18 protein-coding genes are annotated in these 24153 nt (G+C 70.7%); 4 read left to right on the forward strand and 14 right to left on the reverse strand.

The window, feature by feature from the left end; all coding sequences use genetic code 11:
- Nucleotides 1–7: 7 nt before the first annotated feature.
- The 9 genes from ABD893_RS09150 to ABD893_RS09190 all read right to left on the reverse strand — a co-directional run bounded on the left by ABD893_RS09150 (nt 8) and on the right by ABD893_RS09190 (nt 6576).
- On the reverse strand, nt 8–961 hold the full coding sequence (locus tag ABD893_RS09150) for a universal stress protein (protein WP_345078692.1): 954 nt from the start codon (nt 959–961) through the stop codon (nt 8–10).
- Nucleotides 962–1130: 169 nt separating this feature from the next.
- Entirely contained in the window at nt 1131–1661 is a 531-nt protein-coding gene (locus ABD893_RS09155; protein ID WP_345078695.1) for a YdeI/OmpD-associated family protein, read from the reverse strand.
- Nucleotides 1662–1672: 11 nt separating this feature from the next.
- Nucleotides 1673–2650: a prephenate dehydratase gene (gene pheA / locus ABD893_RS09160; protein ID WP_345078698.1), complete on the reverse strand. Its 978-nt coding sequence runs from the start codon at nt 2648–2650 to the stop codon at nt 1673–1675.
- Nucleotides 2651–2722: 72 nt separating this feature from the next.
- Complete coding sequence (locus ABD893_RS09165) at nt 2723–3268, reverse strand: GNAT family N-acetyltransferase (protein ID WP_345078700.1); 546 nt, start codon at nt 3266–3268, stop codon at nt 2723–2725.
- Between the two features lie 29 nt (nt 3269–3297).
- The gene (locus tag ABD893_RS09170; RefSeq protein WP_345078702.1) at nt 3298–4452 is read right to left on the reverse strand and encodes an HNH endonuclease signature motif containing protein; all 1155 of its coding nucleotides are present in this window, start codon (nt 4450–4452) and stop codon (nt 3298–3300) included.
- A 3-nt stretch (nt 4453–4455) separates the two neighbouring features.
- A complete protein-coding gene (locus ABD893_RS09175; RefSeq protein ID WP_345078705.1) occupies nt 4456–4869 on the reverse strand; it encodes a hypothetical protein in 414 nt (137 codons plus the stop codon).
- 273 nt (nt 4870–5142) lie between these two features.
- A complete protein-coding gene (locus ABD893_RS09180; RefSeq protein ID WP_345078708.1) occupies nt 5143–5640 on the reverse strand; it encodes a GNAT family N-acetyltransferase in 498 nt (165 codons plus the stop codon).
- Nucleotides 5641–5656: 16 nt separating this feature from the next.
- The gene (locus ABD893_RS09185) at nt 5657–6172 is read right to left on the reverse strand and encodes a GNAT family N-acetyltransferase (RefSeq protein ID WP_345078711.1); all 516 of its coding nucleotides are present in this window, start codon (nt 6170–6172) and stop codon (nt 5657–5659) included.
- Nucleotides 6169–6576, reverse strand: a complete 408-nt coding sequence (locus tag ABD893_RS09190) for a GntR family transcriptional regulator (protein WP_345078714.1) — start codon at nt 6574–6576, stop codon at nt 6169–6171. Before ABD893_RS09190 ends, ABD893_RS09185 begins: the two co-directional genes overlap by 4 nt.
- An 85-nt stretch (nt 6577–6661) precedes the next feature.
- Here ABD893_RS09190 and ABD893_RS09195 point away from each other — a divergent pair, with 85 nt between their 5' ends.
- Nucleotides 6662–8701 carry a hypothetical protein gene (locus ABD893_RS09195; protein ID WP_345078718.1) on the forward strand — a complete coding sequence of 680 codons (2040 nt, stop codon included), beginning with the start codon at nt 6662–6664 and terminating at the stop codon, nt 8699–8701.
- 20 nt (nt 8702–8721) lie between these two features.
- Here ABD893_RS09195 and ABD893_RS09200 read toward each other — a convergent pair whose 3' ends face one another.
- The 4 genes from ABD893_RS09200 to glsA are packed head-to-tail and all read right to left on the reverse strand — an operon-like array spanning nt 8722 to nt 12791.
- Entirely contained in the window at nt 8722–10071 is a 1350-nt protein-coding gene (locus tag ABD893_RS09200) for a glycosyltransferase family 2 protein (protein WP_345078721.1), read from the reverse strand.
- Nucleotides 10068–10898 carry a DUF5926 family protein gene (locus ABD893_RS09205; protein ID WP_345078725.1) on the reverse strand — a complete coding sequence of 277 codons (831 nt, stop codon included), beginning with the start codon at nt 10896–10898 and terminating at the stop codon, nt 10068–10070. The genes ABD893_RS09200 and ABD893_RS09205 overlap by 4 nt, the downstream gene beginning before the upstream one ends.
- A 10-nt stretch (nt 10899–10908) precedes the next feature.
- Nucleotides 10909–11760 (reverse strand): GNAT family N-acetyltransferase, encoded by an 852-nt coding sequence (locus ABD893_RS09210; protein WP_345078728.1) that lies wholly within the window; start codon nt 11758–11760, stop codon nt 10909–10911.
- A complete protein-coding gene (gene glsA, locus ABD893_RS09215) occupies nt 11757–12791 on the reverse strand; it encodes a glutaminase A (RefSeq protein WP_345078731.1) in 1035 nt (344 codons plus the stop codon). The genes ABD893_RS09210 and glsA overlap by 4 nt, the downstream gene beginning before the upstream one ends.
- A 47-nt stretch (nt 12792–12838) precedes the next feature.
- Between glsA and ABD893_RS09220 the strand changes: the two genes are divergently transcribed.
- Nucleotides 12839–15685, forward strand: a complete 2847-nt coding sequence (locus ABD893_RS09220) for an FAD-binding and (Fe-S)-binding domain-containing protein (protein ID WP_345078734.1) — start codon at nt 12839–12841, stop codon at nt 15683–15685.
- Between the two features lie 64 nt (nt 15686–15749).
- Here ABD893_RS09220 and ABD893_RS09225 read toward each other — a convergent pair whose 3' ends face one another.
- Complete coding sequence (locus ABD893_RS09225; RefSeq protein WP_345078737.1) at nt 15750–16514, reverse strand: hypothetical protein; 765 nt, start codon at nt 16512–16514, stop codon at nt 15750–15752.
- A 187-nt stretch (nt 16515–16701) separates the two neighbouring features.
- Here ABD893_RS09225 and ABD893_RS09230 point away from each other — a divergent pair, with 187 nt between their 5' ends.
- Both ABD893_RS09230 and pulA read left to right on the forward strand, forming a co-directional pair.
- Nucleotides 16702–17475, forward strand: a complete 774-nt coding sequence (locus ABD893_RS09230; protein WP_345078740.1) for a metal-dependent hydrolase — start codon at nt 16702–16704, stop codon at nt 17473–17475.
- A 190-nt stretch (nt 17476–17665) separates the two neighbouring features.
- Nucleotides 17666–23821 (forward strand): pullulanase-type alpha-1,6-glucosidase, encoded by a 6156-nt coding sequence (pulA, locus tag ABD893_RS09235; RefSeq protein WP_345078743.1) that lies wholly within the window; start codon nt 17666–17668, stop codon nt 23819–23821.
- The last annotated feature ends 332 nt before the right edge of the window (nt 23822–24153 follow it).

The following is a 24153-nucleotide window of genomic DNA, read 5'->3' on the forward strand; positions in this document are numbered from 1 at the left end:
GCAACAGCTAAGCCCGCTCGACCCGGTCGTCCTGCAGCGGCGGCACCACCATGACCGGCCGCTCGGCCCCGTGGAGGATCGCGCGCGACACCGAGCCGAGCAGCGCACTTCTCAGGGCACCCCGGCCATGGGAACCGACGACGATCAGCTGCGCGACGGCTTCGGCGTCATGGAGGATCGCAGCGGCCGCTCCCTCCTGGACCTCGCCGGAGATCTCGATGCCGGGCACGTGCTCCGTGACCCAGGCGACCTCTGCCGCCAGATCCGCCTCGAGGTCGGCGCGACGACGGTCCACGAGCTCCTGGGCGTCGCGCGGGCGCAGCGGGAACCAGTACTCGCCGCTGTCGGGTCTCTGCTGTGCGGTCAGCAGCACCAGCGACGTTCCGCGATCGGCCGCCTCCCGCGCGGCATGCAGCGCGGCCCGGCGACTGTGGGGCGAGCCGTCGACGCCGACGACCACCGGCCCGGTGAAGCGCTCAGCCACCGCGGGGACCACCACTGTGGGGCACTGCGCATGAGCGGGAAGGGCGGTGGAGACCGAGCCCAGCACCAGGCCGAGGAAACCTCCCCGGCCACGGGCACCGACGACCATCAGGTGCGCCCGTGCCGAGGCTTCCGCGAGCGCGCCGACGGAGTCTCCCTCGATCGTCAGGTAGGAGACCTCGCCGGGATGCTCGGCGAGTCGGGACGCCGCCACCTCCAGCACGTACCCGGCGATCAGCTTGCGGGCCTCGTCCTCGGGCTCCGCGCCGAGGGAGGCGTAGTTGGCGTACACCGGGAGCGGTGCTCGATAGGTGGTGATGACGCTGAGCTTGCTCCCGCGGCGGGCGGCGATGCCGGCGGCGTAGGCCAGTGCGACCTCGGAGTTCGGGGAGCCATCGAACCCGACCGCGACACCGAGGTCACGCGTGGCAGGGTCGAAAGGGATCGTGTTCTGCTCAAGATGAGCCTCTGTGCTCATGGCAAGCCCTCCGCGGGGCTGCCGGCACGGACGACGATGACGCCCCGCTGTCGAGTCCATCCTCGTCGCTCCTCACCCTACCCCTCAGGTGAAAGCGCGGGCCCGAGGCGCCGGTGCGGGGTGCAGGTCGGGGAGAGCGGGTCGGGGTGCACACCGGGGGCCGCGCCGTTCAGTCCTTCAGCACACCGCTCCGGGCGAGTTCCGGGTCGGTGCAGGAGGCGAGGTTGAAGCAGCAGGGGCGACGCTTCCCGTTCCGCAGCTTGTCGATCGAGACCTCCACACGGCGCGCACGGGTGTCGGCGTTGCGGGTCGACCCGACCCAGCGCACCCATTCCCAGCGCGCCATCGGGGTGATGGACGCCCAGGTCGTCTCGAGATCGTCGGCCGCGGTGAGCGCGGCGCCGAGATCCTCCGGGACTTCCGGCTCGGGCCAGGCTTTCGTGGGCGTGAGGGTGAAGCTGACGGCGGTGCCTTCGCGCAGGTCGAGCGCCTGCTGCAGCGCCTCATCGACGCGCAGCCAGTGGCCCTTGCGGCCGTCGGGCTCGACCACCATGGCCAGTTCGCGACCGTTCAGCACGGCGTCGACAGCGACCTGACCGCGGGAGGGCAGGAGGGCGCTGGCCTCCTCGGGGAGCGGGATGAGCAGGCGATCGTCGATCGCATGGACCTCAGCGGTACCGGTGACAGCGGTGCTGGCCATCGCTGCCATCCTCAGATCTCCGTGCCGGGATCCGTCGGGGTGATCATCCCCGACAGCCGCGCGATCCAGTCGTGCGCGTCGTCGTAGGCGTGGTCGGCGAAGTCCTCGCGGATCTCCGCCCGCTGTCCGTCGATGCGCGGGTAGGAGCCGAGATAGTGGACCACCGGGCAGAGCCGGTGGAGGGAGCGCAGGGCAGCGGCGACACGGCGGTCCTCGATATGGCCCTCGATGTCGAGGGAGAAGGAGTACCTGCCCAGGAAGTCGCCGACGGGGCGGGACTCGATCCGGGACATGTTCACGCCGTTAGAGCTGAGGATCTCGAGGGCTTCGAGCAGGGCGCCGGAGCGGTTGTGAGGCAGCTGGACGACGAGCGTGGTCTTGTCGGCGCCGGTGCGGGCGGGGATCCGTCCCTCGCGGGTTACCAGCACGAAGCGGGTGACCGCGCCGTCGTAGTCCTCGATGCCTTCGGCGAGGATCTCCAGGCCGAAGTGCTTCGCGGCGAGCGGTGAGCAGACGGCGGCCCGGCCGCGGGCCTCCTCCGCGCTGACGGCGGCGAGGTCGCGGGCGGCGGCGGCGGTCGAGGAAGCGGCGGCGATGTTCGCGCCCGGCACGTTCTTCCGCAGCCAGCCCTGGACCTGCGCCTGGGCATGGGGGTGAGAGGAGACGGTGGTCAGCTGATCCAGGGGCGTGGCCTCCCGGGCGGCGAGCACGAAGGTGATCTGCACGGTCTGCTCGGCGACGATGACGATCGAGTCGGTCGCGGCGAGCACGTCGAGGGTGCCGGAGACGCCGCCTTCGACCGAGTTCTCGATCGGAGCCATCAGCGCATCGATGTCACCGGCGAGCAGGTCGGTGGTGGCGGTGGCGACGGCGGAGAAGGGCACCAGCTCCGGCTCGGCGGCAGTGAACTCTTCGGGCGTCTCCGCGAGTGCCTGCAGGAGCGCCTGATGGGTGAAGGTCGTCTCTGGACCAAGGAATCCGTACCGCATGGCGAAAGGGTACTCGGCCTGCCGGGATGGGCTCGGCCGCGTTCAGGCCAGGATCCTTCAGACCGGGATCCTTCAGGCCTGAGGACGTGGCCCATCGCCGATCCAGTAGCGGCGTTTGCCGTCGCGGATGTCCTCGAGCTCGCCGCCTGCCTTCTCGATGGTTCGGCGGGAGCCGGGGTTGTCGTCGTCGCAGGTGATGAGCACTGGGTTGATGCCCAGCTCCTGTGCCTGGAGCAGGGCGATCTCCAGCGCTGCGGAGGCGATCCCCTGTCGCCTGGCCATGGGGCGCACCGAGTAGCCGATGTGACCGCCCTGCTCGAGCAGGTAGGGGGTGAGGCGGTGCCGGGTGGCGATGAAGCCGAGCATCTCGCCGGTCTCGGCGTCGAGGATCCAGCGGCTCGTGCAGTGGACCCAGCCGTCGGGGAGCTCGGTGGCCGGATCCTCCTCGGCGAGGCGGGCGGCGACGAACTCGGTGACATCGCCCTGGTCGACGGGTGGATGTGTGGGATCCCGGATGCCTGACCCGTCCATCGGAGTACCGCCGAAGTCCGACACGCAGTCGAGGAAGTCGGAGCAGCGGGTGAGGTCCGGTCGGACGAGGCTGATGGCTCGGGGCATCGGAACATGGTGCCACGACCGGCGAACTCTCAGAACGGCGGGTCCTGGTTCCACCGCTTCTGTTCTGCGGCGTCGTCCGGGTCCTCCCCCGGGTCGAGCTCGCCTTCGATGGCAGTGTCGACGGGTCCCCATTCCTGGTGGATGCGTGCGCTCTCGCCGCTGCGGTCCATCTCTTCCATCATGCTGAGCCATTGGTAGTGCTCCCACGACTCCATCATGGCGGTCGCGAGGCGCGGGGTGGCCAGGTCAGGGCGTGGCGAAACCCTTGCGCTGACCAGGGGTGGGGATCCGACTGTCCAGGTGGTGGAGCCGTCGGGTTCTCGGACCGGGTCTATTCGTTTCGCGGTCTTGAGGTCGTGATGACCCCAGTGCAGCCGGTGGAGGTTGTCGATGCTGGTGGGGCCTCCCCGTTCGGGGTGCGCGTGGTCGAACTCTTCGATGTGGTCGTTCTCCGCGTCATCGGTGGTGCTCTTCGTACAGCCGGGGACGGCACAACGGGGAGTGGTCAGTCGCAGATGCTCGACCATCTCGGGGGTGGGGCGGTAGCGCTGGGCCGGGAGCGGGAGGAACCCGCCCTTGATCGGCTCGGTGAAGACCTTGTGCCAGACCGGCTCGGCCTCGGCGAGCTTGCGTGCCATCGCGGCCGGCAGCGGGGTCAGGCCGTCGTAGGTGGCAGGGGTGTCGTCCAGGCCCATCAGGGTGAGGGCGGGGATGACGATGTTGATGCGGTGCCGGGGTGCGGGCACCTCGACGCCGGCGGTGTCGAGCAGGGTGCGGTGGATGATCGCGTAGCGCAGAGCGGCGAGGGTCATCGCGACGCCGTCGCGAGACACGTCCCCGTCGAGGTCGAAGGGGATCGGGCCGTCCTGTTCGAGGGCATGGCGCTGCGCGGCCTGGACGGCCTTCGCGGAGGTGTCGAGCCGGCGGGCGAGAGCCAGGATCTCGGGGATCGGGCCGATCACGCGGAGGCAGGCGATGCCGTCATCGCGACCGCTGGACTCAACGGTGACATCGCGGGAGTGCTCCGGGCAGTGGCGCGATTCTTCCCGCTCGAACCAGGAGACCAGCTGGCGAAGTTCATCCTGGAATCGATCAGCGGGAATGGAGGCGAGATCCCATGCCGAAATATATTCATCGGCCTGCGAGCGCTGGAAAGGTGTGAATTCCCTGACCGCTTTCACCATTCTCTAATGCCACTCTTTCGGCATATCGCCAGCGGCGAGGCGCTCAAAGGTTTGCGGCATCTCGTTGACGGCGATATGCGCGTCGCGAATGCGGTAGGACGCACGTGCGGTGGTGGTGCGCAGCGCGATGGCGATCGCGAGACTCCGCTCCTCACGATCATCCGAGAGGTCCGGATCCTCGTAGTCGATCCAGAACGGAGCAAGGCCGAGCAGGTGCCGGGCGTGACGCCGCGACTCTTCACGCTCACTCTCCATGATCCGGGTGACCGCCGCGGCGTCGACGCTCCCGGCGTCGAGCTTGCCGCGAGCAATCAGCGACGTGGGCGTCAGCGGTGAACGCGCGCGGACCGTGACGAATGGAGGGGCGATATCAGATCGACCGACAGGATGCGGCTCTGTCACGGTCATCGTCTCCACCTCCTCCTCGGGATGCTCGACAAAGAATTACTCGAACAGCAATTCTTTCTAGAGTGTCCAGTTTATCTCCCAGCCACCATCAGAGACAAGGGTTACCGGCAGATGGGGATGAAATTGTGGATAACTCGCCGCGGGGAGGAACCGTGAAAACCATCCACCATTGATCCCACAATTCATCCACATTTTTCGAGGCTCCTTGACCTCGCCGAAAGGCTGTGGGTGCGGAAAGGGCGGAAGGGCGGGCGGGGCATGGGTGCGGGGCGAGCGCGCTCCTCAGCTCCTCCGCAGCTCCAGGACCCAGCGGTCCACGGTCCGTGCGGCGTCGGCCGGATGTCGCTCGACCTCGCCGGTCCGCTCCGCACCGAGGCTCCGGGCAAGGGCGCTCGAGGCGCTGTTCGTCGGCGCGATGCGCAGCACGAGACGTGAGATCCGCGGCTCAGCTCGCGCGCGGGAGACCAGAGCCGCCGCCAGAACATGCCCATGGCCGCGGCCGCGATGGGTTGCGAGGAGCCAGTAGGTCAGCGCAGCCTCCCCGCGCTCGAGCCCCGTGTCCAGGAGGTTCAGTCCGCCGCCGCCGATGAGCACACCGTCGAGCTCAGCCGCGTATTCACGGATCGGCCCGTCGGCTCGCCATCGCGCAGCACGAGCGAGGAAGGAGTCCAGGCTCTCCCGGCTCCACCGCTGCCCCACGATCTCCGCAGCGAGCGCCGGGTCCTGCCCGGCGAGGATGGCATCTGCGTGCCGGGGTCCGAGCCTCTCGAGATGGATCATCACCGCTGCGCCCTGGTCATGTCGCGAGGCGGGTTCCCATGACGACCTTCCCCGGGGACAGGTCGCCGAGCACCGTCCAGCCCCGACGGAGGTACAGGCGGTGCCCGGCGCCGCGCGGGTCGGCATCCGTCTGGAGCAGTGCACGGTCGTGGTCGAGATCGGCCAGCAGGGCGTCGAAGAGTGCTCCGCCGAGCCCGCGGCCCTGATGCTCGGGACTGACGGCGAGCTCGACGACCTCGAAGTGGCCGCCCACCCAGTCATCGGCGTCGACCTCGATGGCCGGGTGGACCATGTCCGCCCACCACTGTCCGCGCTCACCGGTGTATCCCCAGGCGAAGCCGAGCAGCGACTCCCCGCGCTCCGCGGTGACCAGGCGGAAGTCGGCGCGGCCGCGGTGCTGCTCCCAGAACTGGGTGCGCCATTGCTGCTCATCCGCGACGGGGCCGAAGACGCTCGGCCACAGCTCCAGGAGACGATCCCGGTACGGTGCCGCCGCTGTGGCATCGTGCCGCGCGAGCCGCACCGACGTCATGCGCCCCCGCCGTCGCTCTCACCTGCGAGCGCCGCCCTCACCGAGGCGAGGATCTCCACATCGCGGGCGCCACGGGCCCGGGCGGCGGCGATCGGTCCGGCGAACAGCGAGACCAGGCCTGCGTCGACCGGACCGCCGGGCTCGCGCTGGGCCGTGGTCGCAAGTTTGCGGGCTTCCATCGCCGCACCGGGGGCGATCGTCGTTCCCGCCCCGCGACGGGTGAGGAGGATCTGCGACTCCTCGAGCAGCTTGTAGGCGCGGGCCACCGTGCCGGGGGCGAGGCCGAGATCGGCGGCGTAGGTGCGGATCGCCGGCAGGCGGTCACCCGGCGTCAGCTCGCCGGTGCGGACCTGCTCGAGGATCTCGCGGCGAACCTGCTCGTACGGAGGCTGTGGAGAAGGCATGGCGACCACGATAGAGCGTGAGAGATAGGTGGAGGGTCTGCAACGGCCGGCCGCGCGGCGCAGGCCTTCCCCGTAGCATCGGGACGTGCCCCAGGAACTGCCCGCCCCCGTGCGTCGAACGCCGCTCGCCGTGCTGCTCGCACTGCTGCTCGGCGCCTTGGTCCTCGCCGGCGCGCCTACTGCCTCCGCCGACGATCCCGACGATCCCGTGCGGCTGGTGATCGCCACCGCGGGGCTCGGCTGGGAGGACATCGATCCGCAGGCCACACCGAATCTTCAGTGCCTCGCCGAGCGCTCCGGCGCGGGTGCCATGAACACCACCTCGACCTCGGTCGTCTCCACGAAGCGGCAGGGCATGGAGACGCTGCACTCCGGATACCGGGGCCTGGCGGAGGAGGCGCCGCGCACCAGCGGCATCCCGACGCCGGCGCAGGATCAGTGGGAGCAGCTCGGGGTCCCGGTCAGCACCTTCGACTTCTCGGGTCCGTCGACGGTGGAGCTCACCGTCGGGGATGAAGGCGGCGGCGGTGCGCCGGAGCGCGAGTCCGGGTACACCCAGATCGCCGATGCTCTCGCCGCGGGCGACCTGGTCCAGGTCACGGTCCCCTCGCTGCCCCAGGCCGACGGCCCGGCCCGTGCCCAGGCCCTGGTCTCCCTCGATGCTGTCGTCGGGGCGACGCTCGACGAGCTCGGCGGCTGCCAGAGCGCGGACCTCCCCCGCACCCTGCTGGTCTCCGTCGCGGCCACCGATCCCGAGCATCCGGCGTCGGCCGAGCACCCCGGGCCGGTCGCCTCGCGCACGGCGGGCCTGCAGGTCGCCCTCGACACCGCCTTCTCCGGCCAGGCCCTCACCAGCGGGGCCACCAAGCAGACCGGCGTGGTGGTGCTCACCGATGTGCTCGCCACGATCTTCACCTCCTATGACGCCACCGCCGACGGGCTGATCCCCGGTCAGCCGTTCCGCGGCACCGCGCACGACGACCCGCAGCAGCTGGCCCTGGATCGCTCCGAGGCCGCGGCGCAGGTCGATGCGGCGACCGTGCCCGCGCTCGGCTCCTGGTTCGCGCTCGGCGTGATCGGGATCGTGATCCTGCTGGTCCCGCCGCTGGCACGTCGGCCGCGTCTCGCCGCCGTCGGCCGGGCGCTCGCGGCGATCGCGCCGCTCGCACTGCCGGTGGGGATGTTCGCCTCCCTGGTGCCGTGGTGGCGCGCGGAGCATCCGACGCTGGCCCTGACGGGCGTGGTGTGGGCGGGCTGCGCGCTGCTGTCGGCGCTGGTGCTGGCCGGTCCCTGGCGCCACCATCGCCTGGGCCCCGTCGGGATCTCCGCGGCGCTGGTCGCCCTGCTGATCCTCGGCGAATCGGCCACCGGGTCGCGGTTCCAGCTGGGCTCACCGCTGGGGGCGCAGCCGATCTCCGGCGGGCGCTTCTACGGGCTGTCGAACCATCTGTTCGGGATGGTGCTCGCGGCGGCGCTGATGGCGCTGCTGTGCCTGTTCGCGGTGGTGCGCACCCCGCGTGCACGGGTGGTGTGGACGGTGGCCGTCGGCGCTCTGGTCGCGATCGTCTGCGTGGCCCCGTCGATGGGCGCGGACTTCGGGTCGATGCTGGCCACGATTCCCGCCTTCGGGCTGCTGGCGCTGCTGGTCTCCGGGATCCGGCCGCGGCTGTGGCATCTGCTCGCCCTCGGGGCGGGCGGCGCGGTCGCGGTGCTGGGGGTCTCGTTCCTGGACTGGCTGCGACCCGCCGAGGACCGCACCCACCTGGGACGCTTCATCGACGAGCTCCTCAGCGGCGAGGTGATCTCGGTGGTGGTCCGAAAGCTCGCCCAGAACGTCGCGATGACCACCGGATACCCGTCGCTGGCGGTCGTGATGGTGCTCGCGGTGGTGGCGTCGATCGCGCTGCTGATCCCGGGCCGACTGCGCTGGCGGCGGCTCGTGGCTCTGGATGCCGAGCACCCCGCCTCGTACTGGGTGCGGGTCGCGCTCGTGGTGGGCACCTGGGTCGGCTACGCGGTCAACGACACCGGGCCGGTGCTGGTCGCAGCCATGTTCGGCATCTGGCTGTGCTACCTGCCCGCGGTGCTGCCGGCGCCTCAGGACCTGGGTCAGGAACGGGACTGAGACCAGAACCAGAACGCTGGCTAAAGGTTCTCCGCGTCCACCGCGGCGTGCACCACGAGCGAGGTGTACTCGTCGGGGCTGAGCGGTGTGGGCAGGGACTCCGGGATCGTGGGCTCTCCGACCTCGAGGTGCGAGGCGATGATCACCGCATGCTCCGGGGTGAAGCGGCCCTCGACGGGCGCACCCCGGAGCCGGGTCGCGAGCGTCTCGAGGTCGGTCTCCGCGAGGTAGACGACGTCATCGGGGGCGAAGTCGCCGTCCACCGGCAGGTCACGCAGCAGGGCGTCGAGCTCCGCGGCGTCCACGTCGCCGAGGGCCCGGGTCTCGTCGTCGGAGAACTCCCCGGTGACGGGCAGGTCCGCGAGGGTCAGCCGACGGGCCTCGGCATGCTCTGCACGCTCGGACTCGGTGGCAGGCTCCGGGACGACGGTCCAGGTCTTCTCCTCGTCATGGTCCGTCGGTGCCGACGGGAGTGGCGGCAGCGGTGCGACCTCCAGCGGCTCCGGATCCTCCGGCGACTCGGCCTGCCCATCCTCCTCGAGGTCGGGGGCCAGGTGGCGCTTGCGGGCGAGCGCCCGCACCACATCGCGCAGCTGCGCGGCACGATGCAGCTGGCCGCGGAGGTCCTTGCCGGTAGCACGGTGATGGAGCTCGGCCGGGATCTCCTTGACCCAGAACCCGCTGCTGAGCGCATCGATCGTCAGCGAGGTCTCCACGCCCCAGCCCGGAGCGAGCGGAAGACAGGCCTCCCAGGTCTCCCGGGTGATGCAGCGGGTGCCGGACAGCGGCTGGTTCGGCTCCCAGCCGGTGGCGCGGTGGATGCCCCGGCGTGAGGTGCGCACCACGATGCCCATTCCAGCGGCGCCCTCCTGCGGGGGCAGCAGGGCGATCGCCATGTCGACGCCCTCGTCGAGCACTGCATCGACCAGCGGCTGCGCGGCTTCGGCGGAGCCACCCATATCGGCGTCGAGGAACAGCAGGGCGCGCGGCACGGTGTGGTGCGCGTCGATCACCGGCAACGGACCAGTGTGGCCGGGCGAGCGCGGTTCGGCGTGCAGCTCCTCGGAGAAGCTGGAGCCTCCATCGGCCCGTTCGGCGTGCTCGCGGATCGCGACCATCTGGGCACCGGTCGCCATCGCGGCGGCCTTGCCTCGGTTGGTCTTGTGCCGCACCACCAGGGCGTCGGCCCCCATCGCGACAGCGGAGGTGGAGTCGGTGGAGCCGTCGTCGACGACCACCACGAGGTCCACTCCCGCAATCCTGCGGGCGGACTCGATGGTCGCCTCGATCCGCTCCGCCTCGTTCTTGGCGGGGATCACGACGGCCACCCGCTCGGGACGGTGCGTCGTCAGCGGCCCCGCGGTGCTCATCGCAGTGTCACCTGACGGGCCACGATGCCGCCCCGGGCCCGACGTTCGAGGGTGGTGAGCGGCTCGGTCGAGGCGAGCGCCTCCTCGAAACGAGCGCGGAAGGCTTCTGCCTCTGCCTCGGCGGCCTCGACGCCGGAACCCTTCGCGAGGTCCCAGACCGGGATCGAGAGGCCCTCGGCGCGGAAGGAGCCGACGTACTTGGCACCCTCGCAGATCGCGGATTCGCGACGGGCGTGGAGGCGGGTGACCGCGTCGATCACCTTCTCCTCGTCGGCGTCGAGCACCCAGCGCACGTGCTCCTTCGCGCCGGCGTCGACCCAGTAGGCGTGGGGCAGGCCCGCCACCGCACGGGTCGGCATGATCGATTCGTTGGCCTGGGAGATGGCCTGCTCGATCTCGCCGGTGCGCTCGGCGCTGGGGTCGAGCCAGAACTCGAAGGTGTCCTGGATCTGGAGCTCGAAGCCGCCGCTGAGGTCGAGGATGTCCTGCAGGCGCGGGGCGTCCTCGTCGAGGGTGACGGTGGTGATCGGGTTGCCGGGCTCGAGCGCGGCGGCGAGCTTGATGGCCTGGCCGATGCCGCGTGAGAGGTCGCCGCCGGGATAACCGGCCTGGATGCCGACGGTGACGGAGCCGTCAGTGCGGCGCACGGCAGGCCAGGCCATCGGCAGGATGGTCGCGAGCTCGACATCCAGAGAGCCGTACTCCGCGGTGGTCTTCGCGGCCATCGTCGCCGCCGGGATCAGCTGGCGCATAGCCACCAGATCCTGTTCGTTCGGCAGGCCCTCGAAGGGGCGGCGGACCAGGTCGTTGCTCGAGGTGGAACTCATGGGGGCGAGTCTACCGATTCACAGGCGCTTCCCCGCGCAGGGCGGCGTCGAGCAGAGTCAGGTCGTCGGGGCGCATGTCCTGGGCATGGGCCGGGCGCAGTTCTCGCATGCGGCGGGTGAGGTGGACGGGGACGGTGCTCAGTCCCAGGCGCAGGGCCACGGCGATGCGGTGATTGCCGTCGAGTGTCGCGAACTCCTGGTTGAAGGCCAGATCGATGGGGGTGCGCATGCCCTCCCGGGCGATCTCCGCCTCGAGGCGGTCCAGGTGGGCGGGGGTGTCCAGGGTCGGGGTCCCGACCAGCTCCCGGTCCACGGCCCGGTAGCGGGCGACCAGGTCGGTGGGCAGCTCCACGGGCTCCTGTTCCATCGGGGCGGCGCGGCGCTCCATGAGCAGCTCGGCGGCGTCCTCGGGGTTCCGGCCGCCGGTCCCGAAGCCGCAGCTCTCGTAGAGCCGACGGGCGGGCAGGTTCGTCTCGACGACCGCCAGGAGCAGCCGGGTCTGCGGATGGCGGGAGGCGAGGTGCTCGACCGCAGCGGCGATCAGGGCGCGGCCGGCGCCGTGCCCGCGGAGCTCGGGCGCGACCCAGACGGAGATCAGCTCCGCGCGCGCTCCCGGAACGTCCCCGTACACCGGATCGTCACCGAACAGGAGGCGGCCCATGGCGGCGGGCTGGCCGTCGGCCTCCACCACGAAGGGGACCCGCGGCCAGCTGACGCCCTCGCGCCAGTGGGCTTCGGTGTCACGCTCGCGGATCTCGGCGAGCGTGCTGCCGAAGGCGCCCGGGGAATCCTCCAGGGCGCGCAGTCGCAGCTCTCGCCAGAGCGGCCACTCGTCGGGGTCGAGCTGTCGGGCGGCGATCACGGGTGCGTGCCCACTTCCATCAGCTCCTGTGCGCACTCCTCGAGGTCGCGCGGCACCACGCCGTCGAGCATGTGGAGGGCGAAGTCCGCGCTGAGGCGTTCGAAGAAGTAGGTGCCGCGCACGGAGTTGCCGTGCAGGTCCAGCTGCGGGGCGTAGCTGGCGAGGCCGAACCGGGAGGGCAGCGAGGCGATGATCCCGCCGCCAACGCCGGACTTCGCGGGCAGGCCGACGTCGCTGACCCAGTCGCCGGCGTTGTCGTACATCCCGCAGGTGAGCATCACCGAGAGCACCTGGCGGGCGGCGACCCGGGAGAACACCTCCTCGCCGGTGAGCGGATTGGTGCCGCCGGAGGCGAGGGTCGCGGCCATCACCGCGAGATCCGTGACGGTGGTGAGCACCGCGCAGCCCTCGATGTAGCCGCCGACCACCTCTGCGGCGTCCTCGTTCATCGACCCGGCGGCGCGCAGCATGTAGGCGAGCGCGAGATTGCGGTCGGCGGTGGTCAGCTCCTCGTCCCGGGTCTCCTCATGCAGCTCGAGCGGGCGGCCGGCAGCGGCGTCGAGCACATCACGCAGTCGCTTCGTGCGCTCATCCTGGGTGGGGCCCAGCATCGCGTGGGTGCGGATCGCGCCGATGTTGACCAGCGGGTTCTTCGGCTTCTTCGAGTGCCGGTCGATGCTGAGGGCGTTGAACTCCTCCCCCGTCGGCTCCTCGTCGACCACCGAATCGACGTAGTCCATGCCGTGCAGGTCGATGGCGGCGCCATAGGCGAACGCCTTGGAGATCGACTGCACGGGGAAGGCGTGGTCGCTGCCGGCGGAGGTGATCTCCCCGTCGATCGAGCAGATGGCGACGCCGAGATGGTCCTCGCGGGCGCCGGAGAGGAAGGACAGCTCGGGGATGTCACCAACGGCCTCAGCGCTGCCGGAGATGCCGCGGTCCGGCTGCACCGCATCCGTGGTCTCGGGCGCTGTCGCGGTCGACAGCGCGATGGAGAGTCGTTCGAGATAAGTGGTCAATGCGCTCGTCACGGAACCGACGGTACAGCCCGCCACCAGCTCGCGAGATACCGTGAGGCATGACCGCTCTGCCGCTGCTCGACACCGATGTCGTCGCCCGCCACACCCTCGCGCATGATGCCTCCCACTTCCTGCTGCTGCCCGAGGCGGTGACCGCCCCGGCCGACGAGGCCGAGGTGGTGGCGCTGCTGCGCCAGGCGACGGGCGAACGTCGGCCGCTGACCTTCCGCTCCGGCGGGACCAGCCTGTCCGGGCAGGCGCAGTCCGACTCCGTGCTGGCCGATGTGCGGACCCACTTCCGCCGGATCGAGGTGCTCGATGCGGGCGAGCGCGTGCGGGTGGGGCCCGGCGCGACGCTGCGGCAGGTCAACGCCCACCTGCTGCGGCATATGCGGCGGCTGGGCCCGGATCCGGCCTCCGAGATCGCCTGCACCATCGGCGGGGTGATCGCGAACAACTCCTCGGGCATGGCGGCGGGGATCGCCGAGAACTCCTATCGCACGCTCGAGTCGCTGCGCTTCGTGCTGCCCTCCGGCACGATCGTGGACACCGCGCTCGAGGGAGCCGAAGCGCGCCTGCGGGCCGACGAGCCCGCCCTTCACGAGGGCCTGCTGCGCCTCATGCGGCGGGTGCGGGAGGACGCCGCCGCGACCCGCGTGATCCGGGAGCGCTTCGCGCTGAAGAACACGATGGGCTACGGCATCAACGCCCTGCTGGACTTCGAGACCCCGGCCGACGTGCTCGCCCACCTGATCGTCGGCTCCGAGGGCACCCTCGCCTTCGTCTCCTCCGCGGTGTTCCGCACAGTCCCGATCCAGAAGCACATCGCCACCGGGCTGCTGGTGCTGCCCTCGCTCACCGCCGCGACCGCCGCGCTGCCCGAGGTGGTGGGCGCCGGTTTCGCCACCGCGGAGCTGATGGACGCCCGCTCGCTGATCGTCGCACAGTCCCTCACGGGAGCGCCGCAGGAGATCCTCGGGCTCACGGTCGACGGCCATGCGGCGCTGCTGGTGGAGCATCGGGCGGATGCGCCCGAGGTGCTCGCCCAGAAGGCGGCCGACGCCTCCTCGCTCGCCGCGACGCTGGGCCTTGCCGCACCCTTCTCGATGACCACCGAGGCGGGCCGCCGGGCGGCGATGTGGACCACCCGCAAGGGGCTCTATGCCGCGGTCGCCGGGGCGCGGCCGGCGGGATCCACCGCCCTGCTCGAGGATGTGGTGGTGCCGGTGCCGGAGCTGGAGGCCACCTGCCAGGGGCTGCAGGGGCTGTTCGACCGGCACGGCTATGACGAGTCGGTGATCTTCGGGCACGCGAAGGACGGCAACATCCACTTCCTGCTCAACGAACGGCTCGGGGACGGCGGCGACCGACTCGAGGCGTTCACCGAGGACATGGTCACTCTGGTCCTCGGCCACGGCGGGAACCTCAAGGCCGAGCACGGCACCGGGCGGGTGATGGCCCCCTTCGTCGAGCGGCAGTACGGGCCGGAGCTGTACGGCGTGATGCGGGAGCTGAAAGCCCTCGTGGACCCGGCGGGGATCCTGAACCCGGGTGTGGTGCTCACCGATGACCCCTCCGCGCACATGCGCGATCTGAAGCCGGTGGTCGCGATCGAGGAGGAGGCGGACCGCTGCGTGGAGTGCGGCTACTGCGAGCCGGTGTGCCCCTCCAAGGACCTCACCCTCACCCCGCGCCAGCGGATCGTGCTGCGCCGTGACGCGAACCTCGCTGAGCAGCGCGGGGATCTCGAGACCGCCCGCGCGATCCGGAAGGCTTACGAGTACCAGGGGCTGGAGACCTGCGCCGTCGATGGGATGTGCGAGACAGCGTGCCCGGTCGATATAAACACCGGTGATCTGGTGCGGCGGCTGCGGGCGGAGGACGCGGGTGTGGCCCCGAACGCAGCCTGGGGCGCTGCGGCCGGGAACTGGGATCTGCTGACCCGGGGGGCATCGGCCGCGATGAGCGTGGCCGGAGCGATGCCGCAGGTGCTGCCGCGGGTCGCGACCGACGTCGGCCGGGCCGTGCTGGGGGCGGATGTGGTGCCGCAGTACCGGGAGGAGCTGCCGCGTCGCGGTGGGTCGGTGCGGCGGGCCGGCGGGCGGGGGCGGGCGTCTGCAGATGTTGCCGCGGTGTACCTGCCAGCCTGTGTGCACACGATGTTCGGGGCCGCGGAGGAGCCGCGGGCGACGGACCGCGACAGTTCCAGCGGCTGCGGTGGGGACTGCGGATGCGGGAGCGGTCGCGGGCCGACGGCGGCTGCGACCTCGCTCGGGGTGCCCCTCGCGCTCGGTCTGCTCGCCCAGCGCGCCGGGATGCGCCTCACGGTGCCCGATGACGCCGCGTCCCTCTGCTGCGGCACACCCTTCTCCTCCAAGGGGATGACCGAGGCGAAGGAGCAGATGCGGGAGCGGGTGCGCTCCGCGCTGCTCGCGGCGAGCGACGGCGGGCGCCTGCCGGTGATCGTCGATGCCTCCAGCTGCACCGAGGGGATCCTCGACGCGATGACGGGCACGGGCATCGAGGTGGTGGACGCGATCACCTTCGTGCGCCGCCACCTGCTGGACCGGCTCCAGATCGGCGAGCGGGCCGGGTCCGTCACCGTGCACCCCACCTGCTCGACGACGCATCTGGGGGCGACCGAGGACCTGGTCGCGATCGCCGAGGCCGCCGCCCGGGACGTCGTGGTGCCGGTGGACTGGGGCTGCTGCGGCTACGCGGGTGACCGCGGGATGCTGCATCCCGAGCTCACCGCGTCAGCCACCGCCGCAGAGGCGGCCGAGGTCGCACAGCGGGAGACCGACTGGTACGTCTCCGCGAACCGCACCTGCGAGCTCGGCATGCAGGCCGCGACCGGGAAGAGCTACCGCCACGTGCTCGAGCTGCTGGAGGCGGCGACGCGGTGAACGGTGGCGAGAAGGGCACCTCGCCGGAACTGCGGCGTCGGGCTCCACTCCTCGACGCCGCGGACTACGACGAGAACTCGAGGCTCTCGGCATCAAGGCGCTCGACGAGCAGCCTCTCCAGCGGAGACTGGTCGCGGTGTGCGAGGAAGGGATCCAGCAGCGGTTCCTCGCCGCCACGCCAGAGCCTCACCTCACCCTCCTTCCAGAGGAGAAACCCCGGGGCCGACAGCGGCGCAGTCGAGTCGATGATCCGGGCTCGGCGAGCGCGGAGCGCATCGTCGTCACGGTTCCTCAGCGGAGGCAGCTCCACTGCGCGCAGGACGCGCCTCCCATCCGTGACATGCCACGAGCGGGCGCCGAGATCTGCATGCAGTCCCGGAACACGTGGCCCCGGCAGGGCGATGACCTCGTGCAGCGGCATCTCGTTCCCCGCATCCGCGCCGCCGGACTCGACCAGCAGCTCTGCGAGGGCTTCGACCACGAGGCCGTCGGTGCCGGCGGCCGGCCGTTGGATCCAGGCCGGTGGCTGGCGAGGCGTCAGCACGGCCCTGGCCACCAGGTGGTCCTCGCCGTCGAGACACTCCGACTCGAACCAGGCCTCTGCCGTGTGCGCATCGCTGTCGGCGCTGAAATGCACCGACGGTGCGGGCGGCTCCCGATCAGACTCCCCCGTCGGCCAGCGCGTGAGCCAGCGGGAGCCGTCGCCCACGTAACGGCGGAGCAGGCCGACCAGCTCTCCGTCGCGGTGCAGACCGACCAGCGCCGACCCCGGGTGCAACAGCCGCGTCTCGTCGCGCAGCGCTGGCCAGGTCTCCCACGACGTGCTCACCTCGACATCCACTGCCTTCACTCCTCTATCGGTTCCGGAGATCATGTCATCGCCGTGCGGAAGGGCGCGTCGAATATCCCGGCGCCGCTGACTGTCGTGACCCGCCGGTAGTCTTCCCGGCGGCCCTCCTCCCCCATCCTTCCCCTGGTGAGGCCGCGCAGACCAACTCCCGAGGAGGACGATGCCCATGATGGGCGGACATCACGCGATCAGCGGCACCGCCGCCTGGATGGCCCTGGCCGGCTCCACCTCGGTGCTCGGGCATGCGGCGGGGCTGGACCTGTGGGACCTGACGCCCGCGCAGGTGATCGCCGGTGCCGTGGTCGCCACCGGCGCCGCCCTGCTGCCGGATATCGACCATCCCAGTGCCACGATCTCCCGCTCCGGCGGCGGCCTCACGAAGGCGCTCACCCGGTCCGTCAGCAGAGCGGCCGGCCATCGCGGGGCCACGCACACGCTGCTCGCCGTCCTCGCGTTCACCGTGCTGGCGGCGTTCGTGAACGGGCTCGACTGGCAGGTGGTGGTGCCCGTGCTGGGTGAGGTGCAGGCGGGCGCCGCCCTCCTGGTCGCCGTGATGTGCGCCTTCGGCACCCGGGCGCTGAAGGCGGTCACGGGGAGGCTGCTGCCCTGGGTCGTGGGGATCGGTGCCGGGCTGCTGGTCGGGGTCGTCGCGCCGGACACCTCGATCTGGCTGCCGGCCGCCGTGGCGGTGGGGGCGCTGGCGCATCTCGTCGGCGACCTGCTCACGACCGACGGGATCCCCTTCCCCACCTGGCCGCTGACCGTGAAGCCGCCGAAGCGACTCGCCTCGCCGCTCTGGCAGCGCAGCGGGGATGTCGCCGTGCCGCTGCTGGGCAACGCCGGCAGCGCCCGCGAATGGCTGCTGTGCACGGTGCTGACCGGGTATGCCGCGGTCACGACGATCGCGACCCTCGCCGGGGCGGGCACCCTGCTGCCCTGAAAGTTCTTGCAGGTTCTGCTCTCACCCTTGAGCATGTGACCTGCACCCCCTACGGTGGAGACGGCAAACACCGCACAGTCGCAGGTTTCGCTATGCAAGATCTTGCAGGCTCGACGCTCCCGGTCGTCTCCTGCGCGCCCTCCCCCGTCGGCTTCAGCCGGCGCCCTTGCCCGGACAGAGGAGTCCCCGCATGTCGGTCCCCTACGCTTCCCATCGGCTGCTCGCAATGCTCACCGCACTGCTCATGGCCACCGCCACGATCCTCGGCACCGCGCCGCTGGTGTTCGCCGTCGGCCCCGACCAGCCGGTGCTCACCGGCTCCCTCCAGGACGAGCTGGGCTGCGAGGCGGATTGGGACCCGGCGTGCGAGGCGACCGCGCTCGCCCCCACCTCGGCGGCCGGGCAGTGGGAGTCGACCTTCGAGGTCCCCGCCGGGCAGTACGAGATCAAGACCGCGATCGGCGGCAGCTGGGATGCGGCCTATGGGCTGGGCGGCGGCGAGGACAACATCCCGCTGGCCATCGCCGCCCCCAGTCGGGTGACCTTCCGCTTCGACGAGACGACCTCGCGGCTGTCCGTCGTGCTCGCCGATCAGGGCGGGGAATACACCGAGGAGGACGACGCCCTCTCGTCGGCCCCCTACCGCCACCCCGGCGGAGGCGAGACCTTCTACTTCGTGCTCACCGACCGCTTCGAGAACGGTGATCCGAGCAACGACACCGGCGGGATCGACGGCGAGCGCCTGGATCACGGCTTCGACCCCACCGACAAGGGCTTCTACCAGGGCGGTGACATCGCCGGGCTCCACTCGCAGCTGGACTACATCGAGGGCCTGGGGATGAGTGCGATCTGGCTGACCCCCTCCTTCACCAACAACCCGGTCCAGGGCGAGGGCGAGGACGCGAGCGCCGGCTACCACGGCTACTGGGTCACCGACTTCACCACCATCGACCCGCACCTGGGCACGAACGAGGAGCTGAAGCGGCTGATCGACGACGCCCACTCCCGCGGCATCAAGGTCTACTTCGACATCATCACCAACCACACCGCGGACCTCATCGACTACGAGGAGGGCGAGTACGGCTACGTCGACCAGGCGACCTCCCCCTATCTCGATGAGGCTGGCAGCCCGGTGGACGTCACCGCGCTCGCGCAGTCCACCGACTTCCCGGCGATGGATCCGGCGTCCTCGTTCCCTTACTCGCCGGTGCGCTCGGCGGAGAACCAGGTGATGGTCCCCGAGGCGCTGAACGACGTCACGATGTACCACAACCGCGGCAACTCGACGTGGGAGGGAGAGTCCGTCACCTTCGGCGACTTCGACGGTCTGGATGACCTGATGACCGAGGACCCGAGGGTGCTCGCGACGATGGAGGACATTTACACCACCTGGATGGACTTCGGGATCGATGGCTTCCGCATCGACACCGCCAAGCATGTGGACTTCCAGTTCTGGCAGACCTTCACCTCCACTCTGGTCGATCACCAGGGCGGGTCGCCGGCCGGGGAGCAGTTCTTCACCTTCGGCGAGATCTATGACGCTGACGCGCAGAAGCTCTCCCCCTATGTGCGCGACACCGAGATGGACTCGGTGCTCGACTTTGCCTTCCAGTCCTCCGCGACGAACTGGGCCAAGGGTTACACCGCGCAGGGCATGGCCGGTCTGTTCGCGGCGGATGACTACTACACGACGGCGGACTCCTCCGCCGCGGACCTGCCCACCTTCGTGGGCAATCACGACATGGGCCGCATCGGCTATCTGCTGCGGGACTCCGACCGGCTCGCGGAGCGCACCGCCTTCGCGCACGAGACGATGCTGCTGACCCGTGGCCAGCCGGTGATCTACTACGGCGACGAGCAGGGCTTCGCCGGCGACGGCAGCGACAAGGACGCCCGCCAGTCGATGTTCGCCAGCCAGGTCTCCTCCTATCTCGATGACACCCTGATCGACGGCGCGCCCTATGGCGAGGGCGAGCACTTCTCGACAGAGGCGCAGCTGTACCCGCTGATCAGCGAGCTCGCCACGCTGCGCAACACCACTCCGGCGCTCGCCACCGGCGCGCAGATCGAGCTGCACGCCGAGGACGGCGCCGGGATCTACGCCTTCTCCCGCGTGGACCGCGAGCAGAAGCTCGAGCACCTCGTCGCGCTGAACAACGCCCCCGAGGCGCACACCGTCACGCTCACCACCCTCACCCCGGGCGCAAGCTATACCTCGCTCTACGGCGACCATGCCCCGGTGACTGCTGGGGCCGACGGAACGGTCGAGATCACGGTGCCTGCGCTCAGCGCCGTGGTGCTGCGGGCGGATCAGCCTGTGGCCGCTGCTGCCGAGGCGCAGGAGATCATGCTGGATCTCGCCGACGGTGCGAAGGTCGAGGGCCTCGCCCCGATCAGCGCCGCCGTCACCGCCGACCGCTGGGCCGAGACCACCGTCAGCTGGCGCCTCGCCGGCGAGGTCGCCTGGACGGCGCTCGGCACCGCGGAGGATGACAGCCCGCGCGTGTTCCACGACGTGCGCGCACTGCCCGTCGGCACCCTGCTCGAGTACCGCGCGGTCTCGACCGACGCGGCCGGGAACCGAGTCGCGGACTCGACGACCGCGGTCGTCGGCGCGGACCTCTCCGCGGGCGGCTCCGAGGAGGGACCGGGCGCGATCGACGAGCTGTCCGTGACCGTGCCCGGTTCGCACAACGCCGCGATGGGCTGCGCGGGCGACTGGCAGCCGGACTGCACCGCGGCCCAGCTGACCCTGGATGCGGACTCCGGCATGTACACCGGCACGTTCGACATCCCGGCCGGGGACTACGCCTTCAAGGTTGCCGTCGGCGGCAGCTGGGACGAGAACTACGGCGCGGGCGGCGTGCCCGGCGGCGGGGACATCACCTATACCCACGAGGGCGGGCCGCTGACCTTCTGGTACGACCCGGCCACCCACGTCGCGCAGAACAGCGCCATGGGACCCTTCGTCACCCTGCCCGGATCGTTCAACGCCGCGCTCGGCTGCCCCGAGGACTGGATGCCCGGGTGCATGCGCACCTGGATGCAGGATCCCGACGGCGATGGCCTCTTCACCTTCACCACCGACGCGATCCCCGGCGGGTCCTACGAGACCAAGGCCGCCCACGGAGGATCCTGGGACGAGAGCTACGGCGCAGGCGGCGAGCCGGGCGGCGCGAACTACTCCTTCTCCACCCAGGACGGCGAACTGGTGACCTTCACCTACGACCTGACCACCCACCTGCTGGCCGTCGAGGCCGCCTCGCCGCAGCTCGCAGGCACCGGCAAGCAGCTGGGCCACGTCGTGGACGCCGACACCATCGCCTGGCCGGCGAACCTGGTGACTGCTCCTGAGGGCACCCGCTGGGAGCTGTTCACGGCAAAGGCCGGCGGGCTCGCGGTCGAGGAGGGCGCCGTCGTCGGTGGCACCAGCCTCGGAGAGCTGACCCTGCGCGACGGCGGCCTGGACCAGGCTGAACTCGCAGGCCGCGGGCATCTGAAGGACTTCCTCGCCCTCGACCTGCCGGATCTGGACCGCTCCGTGCTGGTGGAGGCGCTTCGCGGCGAGCTGGCCGTCGTACAGTACGGCGCGGACGGCATCGAGGTGTTCACCGGGCTGCAGATCCCGGGCGTGCTCGATGCCCTCTTCGCCGAGGGCGCGACCGCGCAGGACCTCGGTGTGACCTGGGAGGCTGGCGTGCCGTCGCTCTCGCTGTGGGCGCCGACGGCGCAGCAGGTGACGCTGCAGCTGCACGGCCCGGCGGTGGCTGCCGCGGGTTCGACCGCCGCGCCGACCGAGGTCGCGATGGAGCGCGGGCCGGGCGGCGTGTGGACTGCCGTCGGCGCCGCCGACTGGACCGACCAGGCCTACACCTTCGCCGTGGACGTCTTCGTCCCCGCCCTCGGCGAGGTCACGACCAACGTCGTGACCGATCCGTACTCGGTGGGCCTGACCCTGAACTCTCAGCACTCGGTGGTGCTGGATCTGGACGACCCGCGCTGGGCGCCGGAGGTCTGGACGGACTCCCCCGCCCCGATCGTCGATCAGTTCGCCGATCAGACGATCTACGAGCTGCACCTGCGGGACTTCTCCGCCGGTGACGAGGCTCTGCCCGAGGAGGTCCGGGGCAGCTATGCCGCCTTCGGCCACCCGGACTCGGCAGGCTCCGCGCGGCTCGGCGAGCTCGCCGAGGCGGGCGTGACCACCGTGCACCTGCTGCCCACCTTCGACATCGCCACCATCGAGGAGGACCGCGCCGCACAGGTCCAGCCGGAGATTCCCGCCGATGCGGGACCTTCCTCGACCGCACAGCAGGCCGCGGTGACCGCCGTCGCGGACCAGGACCCCTACAACTGGGGCTACGACCCGCTGCACTACATGAGCCCCGAGGGGTCCTACGCGACAGGCGGCCACCAGATCGGCGGAGAGCGCACCGCGGAGTTCCGCTCCATGGTGGGCGAGCTGCACTCGATGGGCCTGCAGGTGGTGCTCGACCAGGTCTACAACCACACCGCCGCGCACGGCCAGGCAGACAAGTCCGTGCTGGACCGGATCGTTCCCGGCTACTACCAGCGACTGAACCTCGACGGCGGGGTGGAGAACTCCAGCTGCTGCTCGAACATCGCGACCGAGAACGCCATGAGCCAGAAGCTCATGGTCGACTCGACCGTGCTCTGGGCCCGTCAGTACCACGTGGACGGCTTCCGCTTCGACCTGATGGGCCACCACTCGGTGGAGAACATGCTCGCCGTGCGCGAGGCGCTGGATCAGCTGACCCTCGAGGTTGACGGGGTCGATGGGAAGAGCATCTACCTCTACGGCGAGGGCTGGAACTTCGGCGAGATCGCGGACAACGCCCGCTTCACCCAGGCCACGCAGGGGCAGCTGGGCGGCACCTCGATCGGCACCTTCAACGACCGGCTGCGGGACGCCGTGCACGGCGGCAGCCCCTTCGACACCGACAAGCGCACCGCGCAGGGCTTCGGCAACGGCCTGTACACGATGCCGAACGGCTTCGCGGAGGTGGGTGAAGCGGAACAGCTGACCGATCTGCGCCATCGCACCGACCTGATCCGCATCGGGATGGCCGGCAACCTCGCCGACTACGAGCTGCTGAGCTCGAGCGGAGAGGTGGTGCGCGGTGACCAGCTGGACTACAACGGCGCTCCCGCCGGGTACGCCACCCGTCCCGAGGAGACGGTCAACTACGTCGACGCGCACGACAACGAGGCGCTGTACGACATGAACGTGTGGAAGCTGCCGCAGGACGCACCGATGGACGTGCGGGTGCGGATGAACACGCTGTCCCTGGCCACGGTGACCCTGGGCCAGTCCCCCTCGTTCTGGGCGGGCGGCACCGATCTGCTGCGCTCGAAGTCGCTCGACCGCGACAGCTACAACTCCGGCGACCACTTCAACACGATCGACTGGACGCAGCAGACCAGCGGCTTCGGCACGGGCCTGCCGCCGGAGGAGAAGAACGGCGAGGCCTGGGATCTCATGGTGCCGATGCTCGAGGATCCGGCGAAGACGCCGACTCCGGAGGACATCGGGCGCTCCAGCGAGGTCACCCTGGATCTGCTGCGGATGCGCTCCTCCTCGACGCTGTTCACCCTCGGCGACGCGGAGCTGATCCGGCAGAAGGTCAGCTTCCCGAACGCCGGCGCCGACGCCACCGCCGGTCTGCTGGTGATGCGGATCGACGACACCGTGGGCGGGGACGCGGATCCGGCGCTCGACGGGCTGGTCACCGTGTTCAACGCGACCGGTGAGCCGATCACCGAGACGATCCAAGGCATGGCCGGGCTGGACTACGAGCTGCACGAGGTGCAGGCCGGCGGCGCCGACGAGGTGGTCAAGCAGGCCACGTGGGATGCAGCCACCGGCACCGTCACCGTGCCCGCGCAGACCGTCGCGGTGTTCGTGGCCCCGCAGGCCGGGAGCGGCGGGGAGGATCCCGGCGACGGCAGCGACGGCGAGGATCCGGGTGACGGCGGCGACGGGGAGCAGCCCGGCGGTGGCGATGACGGCCAGACCCCTGGTGATGGCGAGGCACCCGGCGGCGGAGCCGAAGTTCCCGGTGACGGCGACGGTGACGGCGACGGTGACGGTGACGGCGCCTCCGGCTCCGGCTCCGGCTCCGGCTCCGGCTCCGGCTCCGGCTCCGGCTCCGGCTCCGGCTCCGGCTCCGGCTCCGGCTCCGGCTCGCAGGATGATCCGTCGGCCGACGGTTCCCGCGGGCCGCTCGCCCGGACCGGCCTCGAGGTCCTGCCATGGGCACTCGCGGCGGCGCTCGCGCTCGGAATCGGCATCTCGCTGACTGCGCGAGCCCGCAGCCGCGGGTGACGGGGCACGTCCCGATCAGGTGATCGCGCGCTCCGCACCTCTCCGGGTCGCGGAGCGCGCACGTCCAGAGCCCGACGCCCGGATCTACCGCCGCATGAGTCCTCACGCTCCGGGGCGAGGAGCTCTCAGTGTCACAGTGAGGTCGTGGGCGCTGCGCAGTGGACAGATCTGTCCCGAAATTCCACTGCCGGACCCTATTCGCTGTGACTTCCGCCGTTGAATGGCGGGGTTCTTCAGACGCTCATTGACGGGGTAGGTGAGTTCACCGCCTATTCACACTGGCCGCTGCTCGCCGTGCCGGGATAGTCAGCAGAATCGCCCCGATGGGGAGC

Source organism: Brachybacterium paraconglomeratum (genome assembly GCF_039541415.1).
Taxonomy (GTDB): Bacteria; Actinomycetota; Actinomycetes; order Actinomycetales; family Dermabacteraceae; genus Brachybacterium; species Brachybacterium paraconglomeratum_A.

Coding starts and splice junctions, on each gene's coding strand:
- ABD893_RS09150 (WP_345078692.1), bottom strand. CDS start 961: ATGAGCACAGAGGCTCATCTTGAGCAGAACACGATCCCTTTCGACCCT.
- ABD893_RS09155 (WP_345078695.1), bottom strand. CDS start 1,661: ATGGCCAGCACCGCTGTCACCGGTACCGCTGAGGTCCATGCGATCGAC.
- pheA (WP_345078698.1), bottom strand. CDS start 2,650: ATGCGGTACGGATTCCTTGGTCCAGAGACGACCTTCACCCATCAGGCG.
- ABD893_RS09165 (WP_345078700.1), bottom strand. CDS start 3,268: ATGCCCCGAGCCATCAGCCTCGTCCGACCGGACCTCACCCGCTGCTCC.
- ABD893_RS09170 (WP_345078702.1), bottom strand. CDS start 4,452: ATGGTGAAAGCGGTCAGGGAATTCACACCTTTCCAGCGCTCGCAGGCC.
- ABD893_RS09180 (WP_345078708.1), bottom strand. CDS start 5,640: ATGATCCATCTCGAGAGGCTCGGACCCCGGCACGCAGATGCCATCCTC.
- ABD893_RS09185 (WP_345078711.1), bottom strand. CDS start 6,172: ATGACGTCGGTGCGGCTCGCGCGGCACGATGCCACAGCGGCGGCACCG.
- ABD893_RS09190 (WP_345078714.1), bottom strand. CDS start 6,576: ATGCCTTCTCCACAGCCTCCGTACGAGCAGGTTCGCCGCGAGATCCTC.
- ABD893_RS09200 (WP_345078721.1), bottom strand. CDS start 10,071: ATGAGCACCGCGGGGCCGCTGACGACGCACCGTCCCGAGCGGGTGGCC.
- ABD893_RS09205 (WP_345078725.1), bottom strand. CDS start 10,898: ATGAGTTCCACCTCGAGCAACGACCTGGTCCGCCGCCCCTTCGAGGGC.
- ABD893_RS09220 (WP_345078734.1), top strand. CDS start 12,839: ATGACCGCTCTGCCGCTGCTCGACACCGATGTCGTCGCCCGCCACACC.
- ABD893_RS09230 (WP_345078740.1), top strand. CDS start 16,702: ATGATGGGCGGACATCACGCGATCAGCGGCACCGCCGCCTGGATGGCC.
- pulA (WP_345078743.1), top strand. CDS start 17,666: ATGTCGGTCCCCTACGCTTCCCATCGGCTGCTCGCAATGCTCACCGCA.